General features: G+C 69.8%; 15 protein-coding genes. 10 read left to right on the forward strand and 5 right to left on the reverse strand.

Translation table 11 applies throughout. The annotated features are described in order from the left end of the window. Positions 1 to 85: 85 nt before the first annotated feature. From FNV62_RS26700 to FNV62_RS26710, 3 genes are all read right to left on the reverse strand, one after another. Positions 86 to 892: a 4'-phosphopantetheinyl transferase family protein gene (locus FNV62_RS26700; protein ID WP_082417865.1), complete on the reverse strand. Its 807-nt coding sequence runs from the start codon at positions 890 to 892 to the stop codon at positions 86 to 88. After that, positions 889 to 1842, reverse strand: a complete 954-nt coding sequence (locus tag FNV62_RS26705; protein ID WP_143627304.1) for an aromatase/cyclase — start codon at positions 1840 to 1842, stop codon at positions 889 to 891. Before FNV62_RS26705 ends, FNV62_RS26700 begins: the two co-directional genes overlap by 4 nt. A 304-nt stretch (positions 1843 to 2146) precedes the next feature. Further along, positions 2147 to 2842, reverse strand: coding sequence for an antibiotic biosynthesis monooxygenase family protein (locus FNV62_RS26710; RefSeq protein ID WP_054237220.1), 696 nt, complete (start codon positions 2840 to 2842; stop codon positions 2147 to 2149). Between the two features lie 248 nt (positions 2843 to 3090). Between FNV62_RS26710 and FNV62_RS26715 the strand changes: the two genes are divergently transcribed. The 3 genes from FNV62_RS26715 (at position 3091) to FNV62_RS26725 (ending at position 5438) form a co-directional block, all read left to right on the forward strand. Beyond that, complete coding sequence (locus FNV62_RS26715) at positions 3091 to 3537, forward strand: nuclear transport factor 2 family protein (RefSeq protein WP_143602308.1); 447 nt, start codon at positions 3091 to 3093, stop codon at positions 3535 to 3537. Next, a complete protein-coding gene (locus tag FNV62_RS26720) occupies positions 3534 to 4835 on the forward strand; it encodes a cation:proton antiporter (protein ID WP_143627306.1) in 1302 nt (433 codons plus the stop codon). Before FNV62_RS26715 ends, FNV62_RS26720 begins: the two co-directional genes overlap by 4 nt. A 78-nt stretch (positions 4836 to 4913) precedes the next feature. Next, a complete protein-coding gene (locus FNV62_RS26725) occupies positions 4914 to 5438 on the forward strand; it encodes a flavin reductase family protein (RefSeq protein WP_225900379.1) in 525 nt (174 codons plus the stop codon). A 14-nt stretch (positions 5439 to 5452) separates the two neighbouring features. On the opposite strand, the gene FNV62_RS26730 is transcribed toward FNV62_RS26725, so the two are convergent. Further along, positions 5453 to 5878 carry a winged helix-turn-helix transcriptional regulator gene (locus FNV62_RS26730; RefSeq protein WP_060900229.1) on the reverse strand — a complete coding sequence of 142 codons (426 nt, stop codon included), beginning with the start codon at positions 5876 to 5878 and terminating at the stop codon, positions 5453 to 5455. A 188-nt stretch (positions 5879 to 6066) separates the two neighbouring features. Here FNV62_RS26730 and FNV62_RS26735 point away from each other — a divergent pair, with 188 nt between their 5' ends. The 5 genes from FNV62_RS26735 to FNV62_RS26755 all read left to right on the forward strand — a co-directional run bounded on the left by FNV62_RS26735 (position 6067) and on the right by FNV62_RS26755 (position 13288). Next, the gene (locus FNV62_RS26735) at positions 6067 to 7560 is read left to right on the forward strand and encodes an MFS transporter (RefSeq protein ID WP_097285471.1); all 1494 of its coding nucleotides are present in this window, start codon (positions 6067 to 6069) and stop codon (positions 7558 to 7560) included. Between the two features lie 47 nt (positions 7561 to 7607). Beyond that, positions 7608 to 8003 (forward strand): pyridoxamine 5'-phosphate oxidase family protein, encoded by a 396-nt coding sequence (locus FNV62_RS26740; RefSeq protein WP_054237224.1) that lies wholly within the window; start codon positions 7608 to 7610, stop codon positions 8001 to 8003. A gap of 235 nt (positions 8004 to 8238) precedes the next feature. Further along, a complete protein-coding gene (locus FNV62_RS26745) occupies positions 8239 to 9714 on the forward strand; it encodes an FAD-dependent monooxygenase (protein ID WP_143627308.1) in 1476 nt (491 codons plus the stop codon). A gap of 123 nt (positions 9715 to 9837) precedes the next feature. Next, positions 9838 to 11538, forward strand: coding sequence for an NAD(P)/FAD-dependent oxidoreductase (locus FNV62_RS26750; protein ID WP_060900219.1), 1701 nt, complete (start codon positions 9838 to 9840; stop codon positions 11536 to 11538). A gap of 238 nt (positions 11539 to 11776) precedes the next feature. Next, positions 11777 to 13288, forward strand: a complete 1512-nt coding sequence (locus tag FNV62_RS26755; protein WP_143627312.1) for an FAD-binding oxidoreductase — start codon at positions 11777 to 11779, stop codon at positions 13286 to 13288. An 84-nt stretch (positions 13289 to 13372) separates the two neighbouring features. On the opposite strand, the gene FNV62_RS26760 is transcribed toward FNV62_RS26755, so the two are convergent. Further along, positions 13373 to 13987, reverse strand: a complete 615-nt coding sequence (locus FNV62_RS26760) for a TIGR03086 family metal-binding protein (protein ID WP_225900381.1) — start codon at positions 13985 to 13987, stop codon at positions 13373 to 13375. 121 nt (positions 13988 to 14108) lie between these two features. On the opposite strand from FNV62_RS26760, the gene FNV62_RS26765 reads away from it, so the two are divergent. Then, entirely contained in the window at positions 14109 to 15143 is a 1035-nt protein-coding gene (locus tag FNV62_RS26765) for a helix-turn-helix transcriptional regulator (RefSeq protein WP_144315677.1), read from the forward strand. A gap of 127 nt (positions 15144 to 15270) precedes the next feature. Continuing rightward, the gene (locus FNV62_RS26770) at positions 15271 to 16113 is read left to right on the forward strand and encodes an NAD(P)H-binding protein (protein ID WP_143627316.1); all 843 of its coding nucleotides are present in this window, start codon (positions 15271 to 15273) and stop codon (positions 16111 to 16113) included. The last annotated feature ends 102 nt before the right edge of the window (positions 16114 to 16215 follow it).

Below are 16215 nucleotides of genomic sequence, written 5' to 3' on the forward strand. Positions count from 1 at the left end.
TCGTGCCCCTCAGGGGCGCGGGGAACTGCGCGACCAGCCCAGGACAACCCGCACCCCGAGGCCGACCCGCAGTCCCCCCATCTCCTCAGCGCTCCAGGTCCCCGTGCTGAGCAGGATCCCGGAGCATCGACCGCAACCCCGGTTCCATCTCCACCAGACGCTCCACCGCATCCGGGGCGTACAGATAGGCGGTGGGCACGGCGCGAATCGCGACGGGCCGATCCCCCGCCCCGGCCAGCGCCACCGCCGCGATGTGGGTGGAACACAGGGGCAGGTTGCCCACCACCCAACCCGTCGGCCGATCGGCCAGCCCCGCCTCACCGAGGTAGTCGAGGTCGGCCCCCCGGGTCAGCCCGGTGCCCAGCCCCTTCAGATACGCCTCCTTCCGTGTCCACAGGCGGCCGAAGGCCATGGTCCGTTCGTGCTCGGGAATCTTCCCGAGCTCCTCACGTTCGGCCGGATGCAGCGCCGGCAGACATGCCTCGGCGGTCTGGGGCGACGGCAGCCGCTGGACGTCGGCGCCCACCCGTGACTCCGCCACCACCACGATCGCCAGGCCGTGGCTGTGCGAGAGCGAGAACTGGGGGGCGCCGCCGGGCACGCCGAGCACCACGGGCCGACCGTGGCGTTCACCGTTGCCGTTGTACCGCTCGCCGGCGAGGTTGAGCCGGCTCGGTTCGATGCCGGTGTAACCGGCGAGGACCCGGCGCAGTCCCACGTGCGCCGCGGCGTACATCTGGCGGTCGTCGGGGCGACGGTAGGAGTCGGCCCGACCTCTCTCGTACGCGTCGAGCTCGTCGTACGGGACGTCACGCGGCGAGTCGGGCGGTGGCAGCAGCCACACGTCCAACTCCCCTCGCGCTACGGCGAGCCGGCGCACCGTCGGGGTCAACGGCGGCCCTCCGCGTGAGCCTTGGCGTGGTTCAGGGTGGCCAGGCTGTTGGTGGACAGGGCGGTGTGGACGTACTCGCGGGCGTCGGCGACGGTGGCGGTGTCACCGAGGACGCGGGCGATGTTGGCCGTGTTGAGACTGACGGTGTGCTGGGAGGTGGCCGCGACGCCCTGGTCGGTGTCGGTGAACGTCCAGTGGCCCGTGTGCAGGGTCATCAGCGCGGGCAGGGTGACCTGCTTGTACGCGATGCGCTGGTGCGGGAAGGTCACCCGGTAGGACTTGGTGGTGTGGACGGAACCGTCCTTGGCCCGGGTGTCCATCTCCAGAGTCTGGAGCCCCGGGGTGTCCTCTTCCAGACGGACCGTGGCGACGTGCGGCAGGCGCTCCGACCACAGGTTCGCCTCGTTGATGAAGGCGAACAGGTCCTTGGCGGAGCCGTCGACGTGGACGGTGTCCTCGAAGGAGAACGTCAACTCGGCGTCGGCGTATTCGCGTTCCGCGTTCTCCTTCAGTGCCGCGAGTTCCGCGACGGCGCTCCGGTCGATCTCGGCGCCGATCCGGTCCAGGGCTCCGGGGTCGTCGGCGGCGGCCCGGAACTCGTGCAGCAGCCGTACTCGGGACGTGTTCTCCCCGAGCGGTTCGACGAGCCAGGCGCCGCCGAGGCCGGCGACGGGGGACGCGGTGACCAGGTGCTGGAAGTTGACCCGCAGCTTGGCGGGTTCGACGATCCGGCGCAGCGGACGGCAGCGGGGTTCGCCCGCCGCGGTCGGTGCGGTCTCCCAGATCGTCAGCCGCTCCTCGCCCTCGGGAGCCTCCTCGTACTCGACGTGGATGACCGAGGGGAAGATCCGTGGCCAGTTCCCCACCTCGGCGATCAGCCGGTGGACGGTGTCCGCCGGGACCGCGATGTTGATCTCGTGCGCGACTTGGCGCATGCCCGGGTGTTCCATGCGTGCTGTCTCCTCGTCCTGGTGTGGCGCGCGGGGGCGGGACGGGAACGGGAACGTGACGGACAGAAAAGCCGCTGCCGGGTGGGGGATTCCCGGCAGCGGCCAGCCAGTGGGGATGGGAACGCGCCCGTGCGTCCGCGTCCGTGCGCGATCTGTCATACGTGCTTCTGTTGTGCGTGGGTCTGCCGTGCGGGCGGGGCTGCCATGTCTTCAGAGCCGCCGTGCGGGTGTTTCACGTGAAACAACGTGCAGACCCGGTGGCGGGCCGGCCGCCGCCCGACCGGTCGGCCCGCCACCGGGTGGCTCACTCGCCCGCGGAGCGGGTGTGGACGACCTGGTAGGTGTTCTCGTCCTGCCAGGTCTGGAGCGCGGCGACGCGGGCGTCGACCTTCTGGCGCTCCGGGGAGCGCTCACCCTGCGGCACGGAGCGGAAGGCGTCGTACGCCTCCTTGCTGTCCCACTGGGAGTAGACGACGACGAACTTGCCCTCGATGCCGCGGGCACGCAGGCCGCGGAGCACCGTGTGGGTGCGGTAGCCGGGGACGTCGACCAGCCACGTCTGGGACTCGCCCAGGGCGTCGATCAGGTCCTCCTGGTTCTCCGGCAGCACGCCGAACAGCTCGATGGCCGTGTAGTCGTCGCGGGACGGGGAGATCTCGGTGACGCCGCCCAGCTCCGGCTTCTGCTGCGTGAAGGCGATCTCGTTCTGGAGCAGACGGATCGAGGTGGTGATCTCACCGAAGAGCGGGAGGGTGCGGTGCTTGAACTCCTCACCGGCGTAACGGCTCTCCAGGTCCTCGGTGCTGCGCCACTGGATGAAGTTGGCCGTTCCCGGCTTGTCCTGCCCGGCGTGGACCGTGCTGGATATCCAGCCCTCGTAGGCCGCCGTGTCGACGATCTGGCGCATCGCGGCGAGCAGCTTGACCTGCTTCTCGGCGGCGTCGGTCGAGAACAGGTTGAGAACGGTCAGGTGCTGACCATCGGCTGCGATCTTCGGCATTCTCTCGTCTCTTCCGTTCGAGGAAATGGGAGTGCGAATGGAGGTGCGAATGAAGGTGCGGGTGGAGCCACGAATGCAGCTACGAATGCAGCATGGCAAGAAGATCTGCCCATGTGAAAGGGTCGGCACTTCAGGATTGGCGGCGCTTTTGTCAATTGTTCGAGGGTGGTGTCAGATCTTTCTCAACTTCGTCAGGGCTGTGAAAAGCGGCCTTGGTTGCCGATTGGCGTGGGCGCCATGCTCGGGTAATGCAGTCAGGCCCGGAAGCATTAGAGATATCCACTCTCCTTGACCGGTACCTCATCGGTCTCGACGACGACGCACTCGACGACGCGTGGGCGCGGGGGCTCTTCACGAAGGACGCCCTGGTCGAGTTCCCCATGAGCCGGCACGAGGGCCTCGACGGACTCGCCGGCTACCACCGTGACGCGTTGGCGGCCTTCGCCGCCACCCAGCACCTCGGTTCGCCCGCGGTCGTCGACCTCGACGACGCCGGTGAGCGGGCCGTGCTGCGCGCCAACCTCGTCTCGACGCATGTGCACCACCCCGACGCGGCGGACGAGCCCCTGTTCCAGGTCGGCACCCTCGCGACCGGCGAAGCCCGCCGCGCCGCGGAGGGCTGGCGGCTCTCCTCCCTGACCTTCCGCGTGCTGTGGACCCGCGGCACCCCGCCCCGACCCCGGGAGCCCCAATGACGACTCTGGCGGCGGCCAGCCCCCAGGACATGAAACTCGCGATCATGCTTGCCGATATCGGCGTGGTGCTCGTGGCCGGCGCCGCACTCGGCCGGCTCGCGCAGAAGCTGCGTCAGCCGATGGTGGTCGGCGAGATCACCGCGGGCATCCTGCTCGGCCCGAGCGTCCTCGGCCTGCTGCCGGGGAACCTCACCGAGCGCCTCTTCCCCGCCGACGTGCGGCCGTTGCTGTCCGCGGTCTCCCAGGTCGGTCTGATCCTGTTCATGTTCGTGGTCGGCTGGGAGTTCGAGAAGCGCCTGATCAGGCCGCATGCCCGGCTTGCCGCGGGTGTCTCGCTCTCGTCGATCGCGATGGCCTTCGGCCTGGGCGTGGCGCTGGCCCCGTTCCTGTACGACGAGCACTCCACGGTGGCCGGACACCACATCTCCTTCGTCGCGTTCGCCACCTTCATCGGCACCGCGATGTCGGTGACCGCCTTCCCCGTGCTCGCGCGGATCCTCACCGAGAACAAGCTCCTGGACACCAGGGCCGGTTCGCTCTCGCTGGCCAGCGCCGCCATCGACGACCTGCTCGCCTGGTGCCTGCTGGCCTATGTCTCGGCCCTGGTCACGGCGAACGGGAACTACTCCGACCTCGCCCGCATCGGTCTCTACAGCGTGCTCTATGTGGCCGGGATGCTGCTGGTCGTACGTCCGCTGGTGGCCCGGCTGGTGTGGCGCTGGGCGGCCACCGAGCGCTGGTCGGCGCTGCTCGCGGTGCTGTGCGCGGGCGCCCTGACCTCGGCCTGGCTGACCACCTGGATCGGCATCCACGCCATCTTCGGGGCCTTCCTGTTCGGGTTCGTGATGCCCCGTGAGCCCGCCATGGTCCTCGCGGAGCATCTGCGCAAGCCGATGGACCACGTCAGCGTCGTGCTGCTTCCGGTCTTCTTCATCGTCACCGGGCTCGGCGTGGACCTCGGAGCGCTCACCGCCGGTGACTTCGTCGCGCTCGTCGCGATCATCGTCGTGGCCTGCGCCGGCAAGCTGGTCGGCGCCATCCTTCCGGCGCGGCTGGCCGGGTTCTCCTGGCGTGAGTCGAAGGACCTGGGGCTGCTGATGAACACCCGGGGTCTGACCGAACTCATCATCCTCAACGCGGCCGTCAGCCTGGGCGTGCTCGACACCCGCATGTTCACGATGCTCGTGATCATGGCGCTGGTCACGACGGCGATGGCGGGTCCGCTGCTGTCCAGGCGTCGTCCGGTGCCGGCCGTCGTGCCCGAGCCGTCCGAGGCCCCGGCCTCACGCGCCGCCTGATCAGGAACGCCCCGGAACTCCCGTCACTCCGTAACCGCGTCACTCCGTAACCCCGTATCCGAGAACGAGAGGGCTGTCGTGATCCCCGTTTCGCAAGCCATCCCCGAGCAGCTCGGTCCGGTCGACGGCCGCGCGCTGCGCACCGTGTGCGGACACTTCGCCACCGGTGTCACGGTCATCACCTCGGGCAGCGGCGACAACGCCACGGGCGCCACGGTGAACTCCTTCACCTCGGTCTCCCTGGACCCGGCGCTGGTGCTCATCTGCCTGCACGACAACTCCCGGCTGCTGCCCGTGGTCCAGGAGTCCGGCGGCTTCGTCGTGAACTTCCTGACGCAGCGACAGGAGCCCGTGGCCTGGGCGTTCGCCGGTCGGCGGACCGCCCGGATCGAGGAGGTGCCGCACCACAGGTCCGTCCTCGACCTGCCGGTGCTCAGCGAGGCGCTCGCGCATCTGGAGTGCCGGCTGGTCACCGAGTACGACGGTGGCGACCACACCATCCTGCTGGGCGAGGTCGTCGGTCTGCGCGCGCCCTCCGAAGCCGAACAGGAGGACCCGCTGATCTTCTTCCAGGGCTCCATGCGGACACCGGCATGGAGCTGAGGGACCTACCCGGCTCAGTGGTTGCGGGCCGCGGCCTGCTCCTCCGCCTCGTCGAACGCCTGCCGCGCCTGCTCCACCAGCGGCAGGTGGCCGGTCGACCAGTCGAAGAGCGAGGCGAACAGGGGGGCCAGGGTCCGTCCCAGATCGCTGATCTCGTACTCCACGCGGGGCGGCACCTCCGGGTAGTACGTGCGGATCACCAGCCCGTCCCGCTCCAGCTGACGCAGCCGCTGCGTCAGCACCTTCGGCGTGATGGTGCCGATGTTGCGGTGCAGTTCCACGAAGCGCTGGGTGCCGAAGGCGTTCAGCGTCCACAGGATCGGCGTGGTCCAGCGGCTGAACACGATGTCGAGGACCGGGGCGATCGGGCACCTCTGCGGGGTGCCGGCGGCGGCCGCGTGCGCGGCTTCGGGGCTGGTCGTGACCGGCGTGCCGGTCATGTCGGCGGCGCCGCTCGCGGCCGTGGGGCCCTGCGTGGCTGTGCTCTTCATTCCGATCATCACCTTTCGGGAAGTCACTTTCCTCTAGGTACCTACTATACCCAGGATGCTAGCTTCCAAGAAGCCAGCAAAGCCAGTACCTCCCTGTACGTCCCCGTCCGAGAATCCTCATGCTCCTAGGGAGTGACATGTCCATCCAAGAGTCCACCCACAGCCCCGCCAAGGCGGCGGGCGAGTCCGGGCCGGCCCGCCGCCCCGGCCTCATCCTGGCCTTCCTCTGCCTGGCCGGCTTCATGACCTTCCTCGACGTGTCGATCGTGAACGTCGCCCTGCCGACCATCGAGGACGAGCTCAACATCTCCACCACCGCTCTCCAGTACGTGGTCACCACCTACGGCATGCTCCTCGGCGGCTTCCTGCTGCTGACCGGCCGGCTCGCCGACACCCTCGGCCGCCGCCGGATGCTGCAGACCGGTCTGCTTCTGTTCGCCGGTTCCTCGCTGCTCGCCGGGGTCTCGCAGAACGCCGCGATGCTGATCGGCGCCCGCGGTGCCCAGGGCCTGGGGGCCGCGTTCATCGCCACCGCCGCGCTGAGCCTGCTGACCAACAACTTCGAAGAGGGCCCGGCCCGCAACAAGGCGCTCGGTGCCTGGGGCGCGCTCAGCGGTCTCGCCGCCGTCGCCGGTGTCACCCTCGGCGGTCTGCTCACCGACGGGCCCGGCTGGCGCTGGATCTTCTTCATCAACGTCCCGATCGGCGTCATCGGCGCCCTGGTCGCCCCGATGGTCGTCGGCGAGAGCCGCTCCGCCCAGCGCAGCAAGTCCTTCGACGTCGCCGGTGCGGTCACCCTCACCGCCGGCCTGGTCCTGCTGATCTTCACCCTCGGTCAGACCGTCTCCGACTCCAACGTCCCGACCGGCCGGGTCATCGGCGGGTTCATCCTCTCCGCGATCCTGCTCGTCTCCTTCATCGTCATCGAGCGCCGCGCCAAGGAGCCGCTGATGCCGCTCGGCATCTTCCGCCGCCCCTCGCTGCGCGCCGCCAACGGCATCGCCATCCTGCTGCTCGGCACCTGCGTCACCCTGTTCTTCTTCGCCAGCCTCTTCATGCAGCAGGTCCTGGACTACTCCGCCGTCAAGACCGGCTTCGCGTACGTGCCGCTCGCGGTGCTCACCGCCGTCGGCGCCGGCGTCGCCTCCCAGGTCGTCACCAAGGTCGCCGCCAAGCCCGTCCTGCTGGTCGGCCTCGCGCTCGCCGCGACCGGCATGATGCTGCTGTGGCGTGCCCCGTCCGACGCCTCCTACCTGACGGACGTGCTGCCCGCCTTCGTCCTGATGGGCCTCGGCCTCGGAATGTCCTTCGTCCCGCTGCAGGTCTCCGCGTTCGCGGGGATCGAGGAGCGCGAGTCGGGTCTGGCCGCCGGTCTCATCAACACCGCCCAGGAAGTCGGCGGCGCGCTCGGCCTCGCGGTCGCGGCGACCTACGCCTTCCGCCGGGTCGACGAGCTGACGGCCAAGGCCCACGGTGTTCCCGCCCTGGTCCAGGAGGCCCGTACGACCGTCTTCCACGACGCGTTCCTCGTGGGCGCCTGCTTCGCCGCGGCCGCCTTCGTGGTGACCCTGGTGCTGCTGCCGTTCACCAAGTCCTCCGAGCAGTCCGCGGCCGTCCCCGCGCACGCCTGACGGCGGACCAGAGACCGAATTCGGACGACGGAAGAACGGACCCGGCCATGTCCAAGCCCCTGCCCCTGTCCGCCGCGGCGGAGGAGTTCCTCGCCGAGAACGCCCTGTGCACCCTCACCACCCTTCGCCCGGACGGCACGCCGCACGTCGCGCCCGTACGGTTCACCTGGGACGGTGAGGCGGGCCTGGCCCGGGTGATGACCACGGTGCACCGCCGCAAGTCCCGCAACCTGTTAGCCAGGGCCGGTGGCCGGGCCGCCGTGTGCCAGCTGGTCGGCCCCCGCTGGATCACCCTGGAGGGCCCGGCCACCGTCTCCACCGACCCGCCCCGGGTGGTGGAGGGGATGCGCCGCTACGCCAAGCGGTACTGGTCCCAGCCGCCGCAGCCCCCGGGCCTCGCGGTCATCGAGATCGCGGTCGACCGCGTGATGGGCCTGTACTGAACGGCCTGTACCGAACTCCCGGAGCACATACGGGGCGAGAGGGTGCCGGAAGACGCTTCCGGCACCCTCTCGCATGCTCCGCCTGTACCTGCCCGGTACTCGCCAACCCGTACCGCCCAGTAGCTGCAAGGCCTCTGACGAACTTGTCAGAACTTGTCAGAGTTCTGTATCGGCGGCCATTCAGCTTCCCGGGAGCCCTCGGAATACTGGAGAAAACGCCAGCGGGAGAGGGAATATGGACGCCTTCAATGCCGATGTGATCGTTGCCGGAGCGGGGCCCTCGGGTCTCATGCTCGCGGGAGAACTGCGCCTCTCGGGTCTCTCGGTCATCGTGCTCGACCGGCTGGAACAGCCGATGCAGCAGTCCCGTGCGCTGGGATTCTCGGCCCGTACGATCGAGGAATTCGGCCAGCGCGGCCTTCTCGAGGATTTCGGTCCGCTGGAGACCATACCCGGCGGCCATTTCGGTGGACTCCCCATCGACTACCGCATTGTCGAGGGCGGAAATTTCGGTGTCCGCGGTGTTCCGCAGTCGCGCACCGAGGCCATCATCAACAAGTGGGCCGTGGGTCTGGGCGCCGACGTCCGCCGGGGCCACGAGGTCATCGGCCTGACGCAGGACGAGAACGGGGTCCAGGTCGAGGTCGCGGGCCCGGAGGGCGTCGAGACGCTGCGCGCCGCGTACGTCGTCGGCTGTGACGGCGCCCGCTCCACCGTCCGCCACCTGGCCGGGATCGACTTCCCCGGCGTCAGCGCCACCATCGAGATGAAGATGGCGGACGTCGCCGGAGTCCAGCTGCGGCTGCGCCCCACCGGTGAGGTCGGCGAGGCCGGCATGGTCGTGGTCCTGCCGCTCGGCCCGGGCGCCACCCGCGTGGTGGTCTTCGAGCGCGGCGCCGGTGTCCGCCCCACCCAGGAGCCGCCCACCTTCGAGGAGGTGGCCGCCGCCTTCCAGCGGGTGACCGGCGAGGACATCAGCGGTGCCAAGCAGCTGTGGACCAGCTACTTCACCGACGCCAGCCGGCACGCCGCCGAGTACCGCAAGGGCCGGGTCTTCCTCGCGGGCGACGCCGCCCACATCCACCTGCCGATCGGCGCCCAGGGCATCAGCGCGGGCGTCGGCGACGTGGTCAACCTCGGCTGGAAGCTCGCCGCCGCGGTCAAGGGGCACGCCCCGGAGGGCCTGCTCGACACCTACCACTCCGAGCGTCACCCGGTCGGCGCCCGCATCGTCTACAACACCCTGGTCCAGCGCACCCTCTACCTCGGCGGTCCCGAGGCCCAGCCGCTGCGCGACCTGTTCGCCGAACTGGTCCGGATCGAGGACGTACGACGTCACCTCGTCGGCCTGGTCACCGGCCTGGACATCACCTACGGCGCCGTCGAGGGCGGTCACCCGCTGCTCGGCCGCCGGCTGCCCGACCAGGAACTGCTGGTCGGCGACGAGAAGACCACCACGTACGAGCTGCTGCACCAGGGCCGTCCGGTCCTCCTCGACCTGCACGACAACGCGGCGCTGCGCGAGGCCGCGGCCGCCTGGGCCGACCGCGTCGACGTCGTCACCGCCGCCCGGCCCGACGCCGCCGCCCCGGCCGCCGACCTCCTAGTACGCCCCGACGGCTACATCGCCTGGGTCGGCGCCGACGGTTCCACGGACGGCCTGACCGACGCGCTCGCCCAGTGGTTCGGCGAGCCCGGCACCGCCGTCTGAATCCCCCGGTCGACCCGACCCGTTGACCCGACCTGTTGATCCGACCCGTTGATCCGAATCCCTCCAGTAGGACGCGCGCCACCCATCCGACCCGTCCGTGAAACGAGAAAGAGGAGTGCGGTCTTGCCCACCAAGGCTGAGGAAGCGAAGAAGGCCGACAAGGCCGCCGAGTGGACCGAATGCGACGTAGCCATCCTGGGGTCGGGCCTCGCGGGCTCGATCATGGGAGCGATCCTGGCCCGTCAGGGCGCGAACGTGGTGCTCATCGACGCCGGTCAGCACCCCAGGTTCGCCGTCGGCGAGTCCCAGAACCCGCAGCTCGTCGAGTGGCTGCACATTCTGGCCGTGCGCTACGACGTGCCCGAGATCAAGCACATGCTGGACGTGAAGGCGGTCACCGAGCACATCGGCCCGACGCACGGCCGCAAGCAGAGCTTCGGCTTCGTCACGCACCGGCCGAACCGCGAGCCGGACCCGCACGAGGCGACGATGTTCGTCATCCCGAAGATGCTCACCGAGGCGGTGCACCTCTTCCGCCAGGACACGGACTCCCACTACCTGAACGTCGCCGCCAAGTACGGCTGCACGCTCCGCCAGAACTGGTTCGCCACCGACCTCGACGTCGACGACGACGGGGTCACCATCACCGGCAGGAACGGCGAGGTCTTCCGGGCCAAGTACCTGATCGACGCGAGCGGTTTCCGCTCCCCGCTCGCGCAGAAGTTCGACCTGCGCGAGAACCCGCCCCGGCACAAGCACCACGCGCGCTCGCTGTTCACGCACTACGTCGGCATCAAGCCGTACGACGACGTGTGCAACTACCCGGAGGCGCTGCGCCCGCCCGCCGAGTCGCCCTTCCACGGCGGCACCCTGCACCACCTCATCGAGCGGGGCTGGTTCTGGATCATCCCGTTCGACAACTACAAGGACTCCAAGAACCCGGCCTGCAGTGTCGGCCTGACCTTCGACGAGCGGCTGTACCCCAAGCCGAAGGACATGACGCCGGACCAGGAGTTCAACCACTACCTCGACATGTACCCGGCGGTGAAGCGGCAGTTCGAGGGCGCCAAGCGGATCCGCGAGTGGGTCTCCACCGACCGTCTCCAGTACTCCTCCAAGCGCACCATCGGCGCCCGCTGGTGCCTGATGTCGCACGCGGCCGGTTTCATCGACCCGCTGTACTCGCGCGGTCTGTCCAACACCTTCGAGGTCGTCGACGCCCTCGCCTACCGGATCCTGGACGCCCTGCGCGAGAACGACTTCACCGAGGAGCGCTTCGAGTACGTGGAGCGCCTGGAGCAGGGGCTTCTGGAGTACAACGACAAGATCGTCAACAGCTCGTACATCGCCTTCAGCCACTTCCGGCTGTGGAACGCGGTGTTCCGGGTGTGGGCGTGCTTCACCACGCCGGCCACCATGCGCCAGATCATGGCGCGCCAGAACTTCCAGCTCGACGGTGACGACCGGCACTTCAAGGAGATGGAGAAGGCGCCCTACACCGGTCTGTGGTGGCCGGACAGCCACGCCTTCAAGGTCCTTTTCGACACCACCGCAGAGACCTGCGAGCGGTACGAGGCGGGCGAGATCGACGGTGACAAGGCCGCGGACATCGTCTTCGAGGCGATCCGCGACTGCGAGTCCGTCAACACGCCCTTCGGCTGGAAGGGCCCCGAGGACCTCCGGTTCTTCCGGGCCACCACCCCCACGATGATGAAGTTCATGTGGTGGGCCAGCACCTCCGGCCCCAAGGAGATGCGCGACCTCGGCCGCTCGATGCTGGCCGGCGTCGTCAAGCAGGGGGTGCGCGGCCGCAAGGTGTCCTGACCTCGGCCCCTCTCGAAGGCTCCATCGCGAAGGCCCCGACTCGAAGGCCCCGACTCGAAGGCCCGGCGTCCCGGGCTCGTCTCCCGGGCCCGCCTTCACAGAGCCACTTCCCCCCGGTTCCGGCGCCGGGCCCACCTTCCCCCCGTGGGCCCGGCGCCGGCCCCCTTGCTCCTTCCTCCACGTCTCCCCCCACTGACTTCCACCTACATCCACCGCTTCCTAGAACCTTGGGACATCCGTGATCACTCGTAGAGCACTGATCGGTGCGGGAACCGCCGCCGTCGGCCTGGCCGTCCTGCCCAACAGCCCCGTCTCCGCGGGCTCCTCCGCCCCCTGGAGCACCCTCGCCGGCAAGCTCCAGGGACAGCTGGTGCTGCCCACCGACTCCGGCTACGGCGTGGCCAAGCAGCTGGAACTCGGCCAGTTCGACTCGGTCAACCCGCGGGCCGTCGCCTACTGCGTCAGCTCCTCCGACGTCTCCGTCGCGCTGCGCTTCGCCCAGGACAACGGACTCCCGTCCGCGGTCCGCAGCGGCGGCCACAGCTTCGCCGGCTACTCGACCACACCCGGCCTGATCATCGACGTGTCACGGCTCAACGCGATCACCGTCGGCAACGGGACCGTCGACATCGGCCCCGGCGCCAAGAACGTCGAGATACTCAACGCGCTCGCCCCGCACGCCCTGGTGGTCAGCGAGGGCGGCTGCCCCACCGTGTCGGCCGGCGGCTTCCTGCAGGGCGGCGGTTTCGGCTTCCTGACCCGCCCGACCGGTATGGCCTGCGACGCGATCACCTCGGCCGAGGTGGTCCTGGCGGACGGCTGCGTGGTGACCGCCTCGCCGACCAGCCACCCCGACCTCTTCTGGGCGATCCGCGGCGGCGGTGGCGGCAACTTCGGTGTCGTCACCCGCTTCACGGTCACCCCGCACGAGGGCGACCAGATGGCCATCAGCAACCTGATCTTCCCGTACGACCGCGCGGCCGACGTGCTGCACGGCGTGGGCCAGTGGCTGGTGGACGCCCCCCGCACCATCGGCGGCGGCGCCTACCTCGTCCAGGCCGACGCGGCGCCCGGCAGCGTACCGGCGCTCAACGTCTTCCTCGCCTCCCGCGGCACCCCGGCCGAACTGGCCTCGGAGGCGGCGCGGCTGCTGTCGCTGACCGGCGCGGTGACGGCGCGCCAGGACGCGGTCATGACGTACCAGCAGGTCATGATGATGATCTTCGGTTGCAGCACCCTGACCCAGGACCAGTGCCAGCGCGCCGGGAAGTCGCCTAGCGGGGTGCTCACCCGGCCGGCCTTCGGTCTGGAGCGGACCCGGCTGGGCCGCGCGCCCTACGGGCAGAGCGACTGGGCGAACGTGGTGACGGCCTTCGACGCCGACCGCAAGGCCGGGCAGGCCCGGTACCTCGACTTCCACTTCTTCGGGGGCGCGGCCAACGACCCGGCCCGCACCGACACGGCGTACGTGCACCGTGACTCGCTCTTCTCCGTCAACTACCGGGTCCTGATCAACGACCCGGCCCAGGTCACCGCCGAGGCCACGGCCGTCGCCACGAGCTGGGTGGACCACGGGTTCGACACCATCGACCCGCTGTCCAACGGCGAGACGTACCAGAACTGGATGGACGCGGAGCTGCCGAACTGGCGGCAGTCGTACTACGCCGAGAACTACGCGCGGCTGAAGGTCGTGAAGGCGAAGTACGACCCGTACCGCTACTTCAAGTTCGCCCAGGGCATCGGAGCCTGACGCTTCGTGATCCCGGACATGGGGGAGGGCCGCCGGATCGATCTCCGGCGGCCCGCCCGCTCGATCGTCTGCCGCGTCGCCCCGTCAGGGACGACGTCCGTACCAGCCCACCAGCTTGTCGATGTCGGGAGCGTCCTCGTGCACCTCCACCACCGGACCGAACGGCACCTGGCCGCCGCGGGGTTCCGCGGGCACGGCCCGGTGCATGTTGGCCAGCGGCGCGGCGAGCATCTCCGGGTCCCACTCGGGGCTCTGACCGGTCGCCTTCGCCAGGTCCCAGGCGTGCAGCACGAACTCGTTGGTGTAGATCACCGAGGCGACCACCCCGGGAACCGGGCCCCAGGGCAGACCGATCTGGCGGCCCAGTACGGCCGGGTCCGACCACACCGCGTCGAACTCCTTCGTGGCCTCCGCCCAGGCCTTGGCCCAGTCGCCGTCGGGAACGTCCTGGGCGAAGTGCGGAACGCTCATGAAGGAGCCGCCCGCGCCCATGACGGCGACCCGGCGCAGCACGGACACCACGTGGTTGGCCATGTCACGGACCGAGTAGTCGGGACACGGGGTGACGGTGTCGTACTGCTCGGGGCGCAGCGCGGCGAGCGTACGTCCGGTGAGCTCGACGGCCTTGAACAGGCCGCCACGGGGGTCGGTGGGCGGGTTGGCGGGGGAATTGGTGCTGTCGGCCATGTCTTGAGTCATGTCTTCATCGTCGAGGTCAAACAGGTCATCTTGTGGCCTATTTCTGAAGCCTCATCAGATCTTGCTGAAAATAGATGTATTGGCTCAAAGCATCTCAAAATCGCTGAGGGGAGCGGTTGTTGTGAAGGCTGACCGTCTGGTGGCGACCCTGCTGCTGCTCCAGGCGCGCGGGCGGGTGACCGTGCGCGAGGTGGCCCAGGAGCTGGAGGTGTCGGAACGCACCGCGCGCCGCGACCTGGAGGCCCTCACCACCGCCGGTGTCCCCGTCTACTCGCAGCGCGGCCGGGGCGGCGGCTGGAGCCTGGTCGGCGGCGCCCGCACCGATCTGACCGGTTTCACCTCGCGGGAGATCGGGGCACTGTTCCTGGCCGCGGGCCCCTTGTCGGCCTCGCCCGAACTACGTGCCGCGTTAAGGAAGTTGATGCGGGCGGTGCCCGCGCCCATGCGGCCGCACGCCGAGGCGGCCGCCAAGGCCATCCTCATCGACGGTGTCGACTGGTCGCGCACGGCGGGTGGCGGCGGCCCCCACCAGCACACTCTGGAGCGGGCGGTCCTCGACGGCGAACAGGTCCGGCTCGGCTACGCCCATCCCGACCGGGCACCCGGCGAGCGCACGGTGCACCCGCTCGGCCTGGTGTCGAAGGCCGGCCGCTGGTACCTCGTCGCCGGTACCGAGGAGGGGCTGCGCACCTTCCGGCTCAGCCGGGTCACCTCCGCGACCAGGACCGGTGAGCCGGTGCGGCGCCCGGAGGGCTTCGACCTCGCCGTCGCCTGGCGGGAGTTGGCCGCCGAGGTGGAGCAGCGGCTGACCGCGGCGACCGTACGGGCGCGGGCCGACCGTGACGCCCTGCCGGTGCTGCGGCAACTGCTGGGCGGTCGGCTGCGGACGGGCGAGGCCCAGCTCGACGGCCGGGTCGAGTTCACGGCCGACGGTCCTTCGGTGGAGGTGCTCGCCGCGCAACTGGCCGGTCTCGGCAGCCGCGTCGAGGTGCTCGACCCTCCGGAGGCGCGGGAGTCGCTCGTGCGGCTGGGCCGTTCGCTCACCGCGGTGTACGGCGGGCGCGAGGAAGAGACCCGCCTGGATAGCCACTTTCCTCTAGGTACCTACTATACGGAGGATGTTAGCGTCCCTGTCATGGCCGCTCACCACGGGTGACCGGCGGATTTCCCCACACCGATCCCCACACCGACCCCCACCCCCCTCTCCACTCCAATCCCCACACCGATGCAACCGATGACTGCTGATTACTGGTTCGGATTAACGCACTAGGGAGTTTTTTCTGATGATTGTCGTCACTGGAGCCACCGGAAATGTCGGACGTCCGCTGATCGAGGCGCTCGCCGAGGCGGGGGAGCAGGTCGTGGCGGTCTCGCGCCGCCCGCTGCCCTCCCCGACGGACGGTGTCCGTCACGCCCAGGCCGACCTCGGCAGCGCCGAGAGCATGCGGCCGGTCCTCGAAGGCGCCGACGCCTTCTTCATCCTGCTCGCCGGCGAACTGCTCGGTTACGGAGAGGCCGCGACCGACCTGCTGGCCGCCGCCAGGGACGCCGGCGTCAAGCGGGTCGTCCTGCTCTCCTCGCAGATCAACGCCACCCGCCCCGACTCCGCCTCGCACGGCAGGCTGCGCGAGTTCGAGGAGGCCGTACGCGGCTCGGGCCTCGACTTCACCATCCTGCGCGCGGGCGGATTCGCCTCCAACGCCTTCGCCTGGGCCGAGTCGGTCCGCGCCGACCGCACGGTCTTCGCCCCGTTCGGTGACGTGACCCTGCCGGTCGTCGACCCCGCGGACATCGCCGCGGTCGCCGCGGTCGTCCTGCGTGAGGACGGTCATGCCGGTCGTACGTACGAGGTGACCGGCCCCGAAGCGGTCAGCCCGCGCGCGCAGGCCGGCGTGATCGCCGAGGCCATCGGTGAGGAAGTGACCTTCGTGGAACTGACCCGCGAGGCCGCCCACACCCACATGGCCCAGTTCATGCCGGAGGACGTCATCCCCGGCACCCTGGACATCCTCGGCGCCCCGCTCCCCGCCGAACAGCGGGTCAGCCCCGATGTGGAGAAGGTCCTGGGCCGCCCGGCCACCCCCTTCTCCGGCTGGGTGAGCCGCAGCCTCCCGGCGTTCAAGTAGTCGGCTCGGCCCACTCGGCCCGCTCGTCCCCCCGGTACCGCCGCCGGATGCCCGCTGTGATCCATCCCCCGCGGCAGTGGGCATTCGGCGGCCCATACAGCA

Source organism: Streptomyces sp. RLB3-17 (assembly GCF_007113425.2).
Classification (GTDB): domain Bacteria; phylum Actinomycetota; class Actinomycetes; order Streptomycetales; family Streptomycetaceae; genus Streptomyces; species Streptomyces mirabilis_D.

Bases quoted from the DNA above. Each gene is read 5' to 3' on its own strand.
- FNV62_RS26740 (WP_054237224.1), top strand. From the start codon at position 7,608: ATGTCCAAGCCCCTGCCCCTGTCCGCCGCGGCGGAGGAGTTCCTCGCC.
- FNV62_RS26735 (WP_097285471.1), top strand. From the start codon at position 6,067: ATGTCCATCCAAGAGTCCACCCACAGCCCCGCCAAGGCGGCGGGCGAG.
- FNV62_RS26760 (WP_225900381.1), bottom strand. From the start codon at position 13,987: ATGACTCAAGACATGGCCGACAGCACCAATTCCCCCGCCAACCCGCCC.
- FNV62_RS26745 (WP_143627308.1), top strand. From the start codon at position 8,239: ATGGACGCCTTCAATGCCGATGTGATCGTTGCCGGAGCGGGGCCCTCG.
- FNV62_RS26730 (WP_060900229.1), bottom strand. From the start codon at position 5,878: ATGACCGGCACGCCGGTCACGACCAGCCCCGAAGCCGCGCACGCGGCC.
- FNV62_RS26715 (WP_143602308.1), top strand. From the start codon at position 3,091: ATGCAGTCAGGCCCGGAAGCATTAGAGATATCCACTCTCCTTGACCGG.
- FNV62_RS26770 (WP_143627316.1), top strand. From the start codon at position 15,271: ATGATTGTCGTCACTGGAGCCACCGGAAATGTCGGACGTCCGCTGATC.
- FNV62_RS26710 (WP_054237220.1), bottom strand. From the start codon at position 2,842: ATGCCGAAGATCGCAGCCGATGGTCAGCACCTGACCGTTCTCAACCTG.
- FNV62_RS26720 (WP_143627306.1), top strand. From the start codon at position 3,534: ATGACGACTCTGGCGGCGGCCAGCCCCCAGGACATGAAACTCGCGATC.
- FNV62_RS26705 (WP_143627304.1), bottom strand. From the start codon at position 1,842: ATGGAACACCCGGGCATGCGCCAAGTCGCGCACGAGATCAACATCGCG.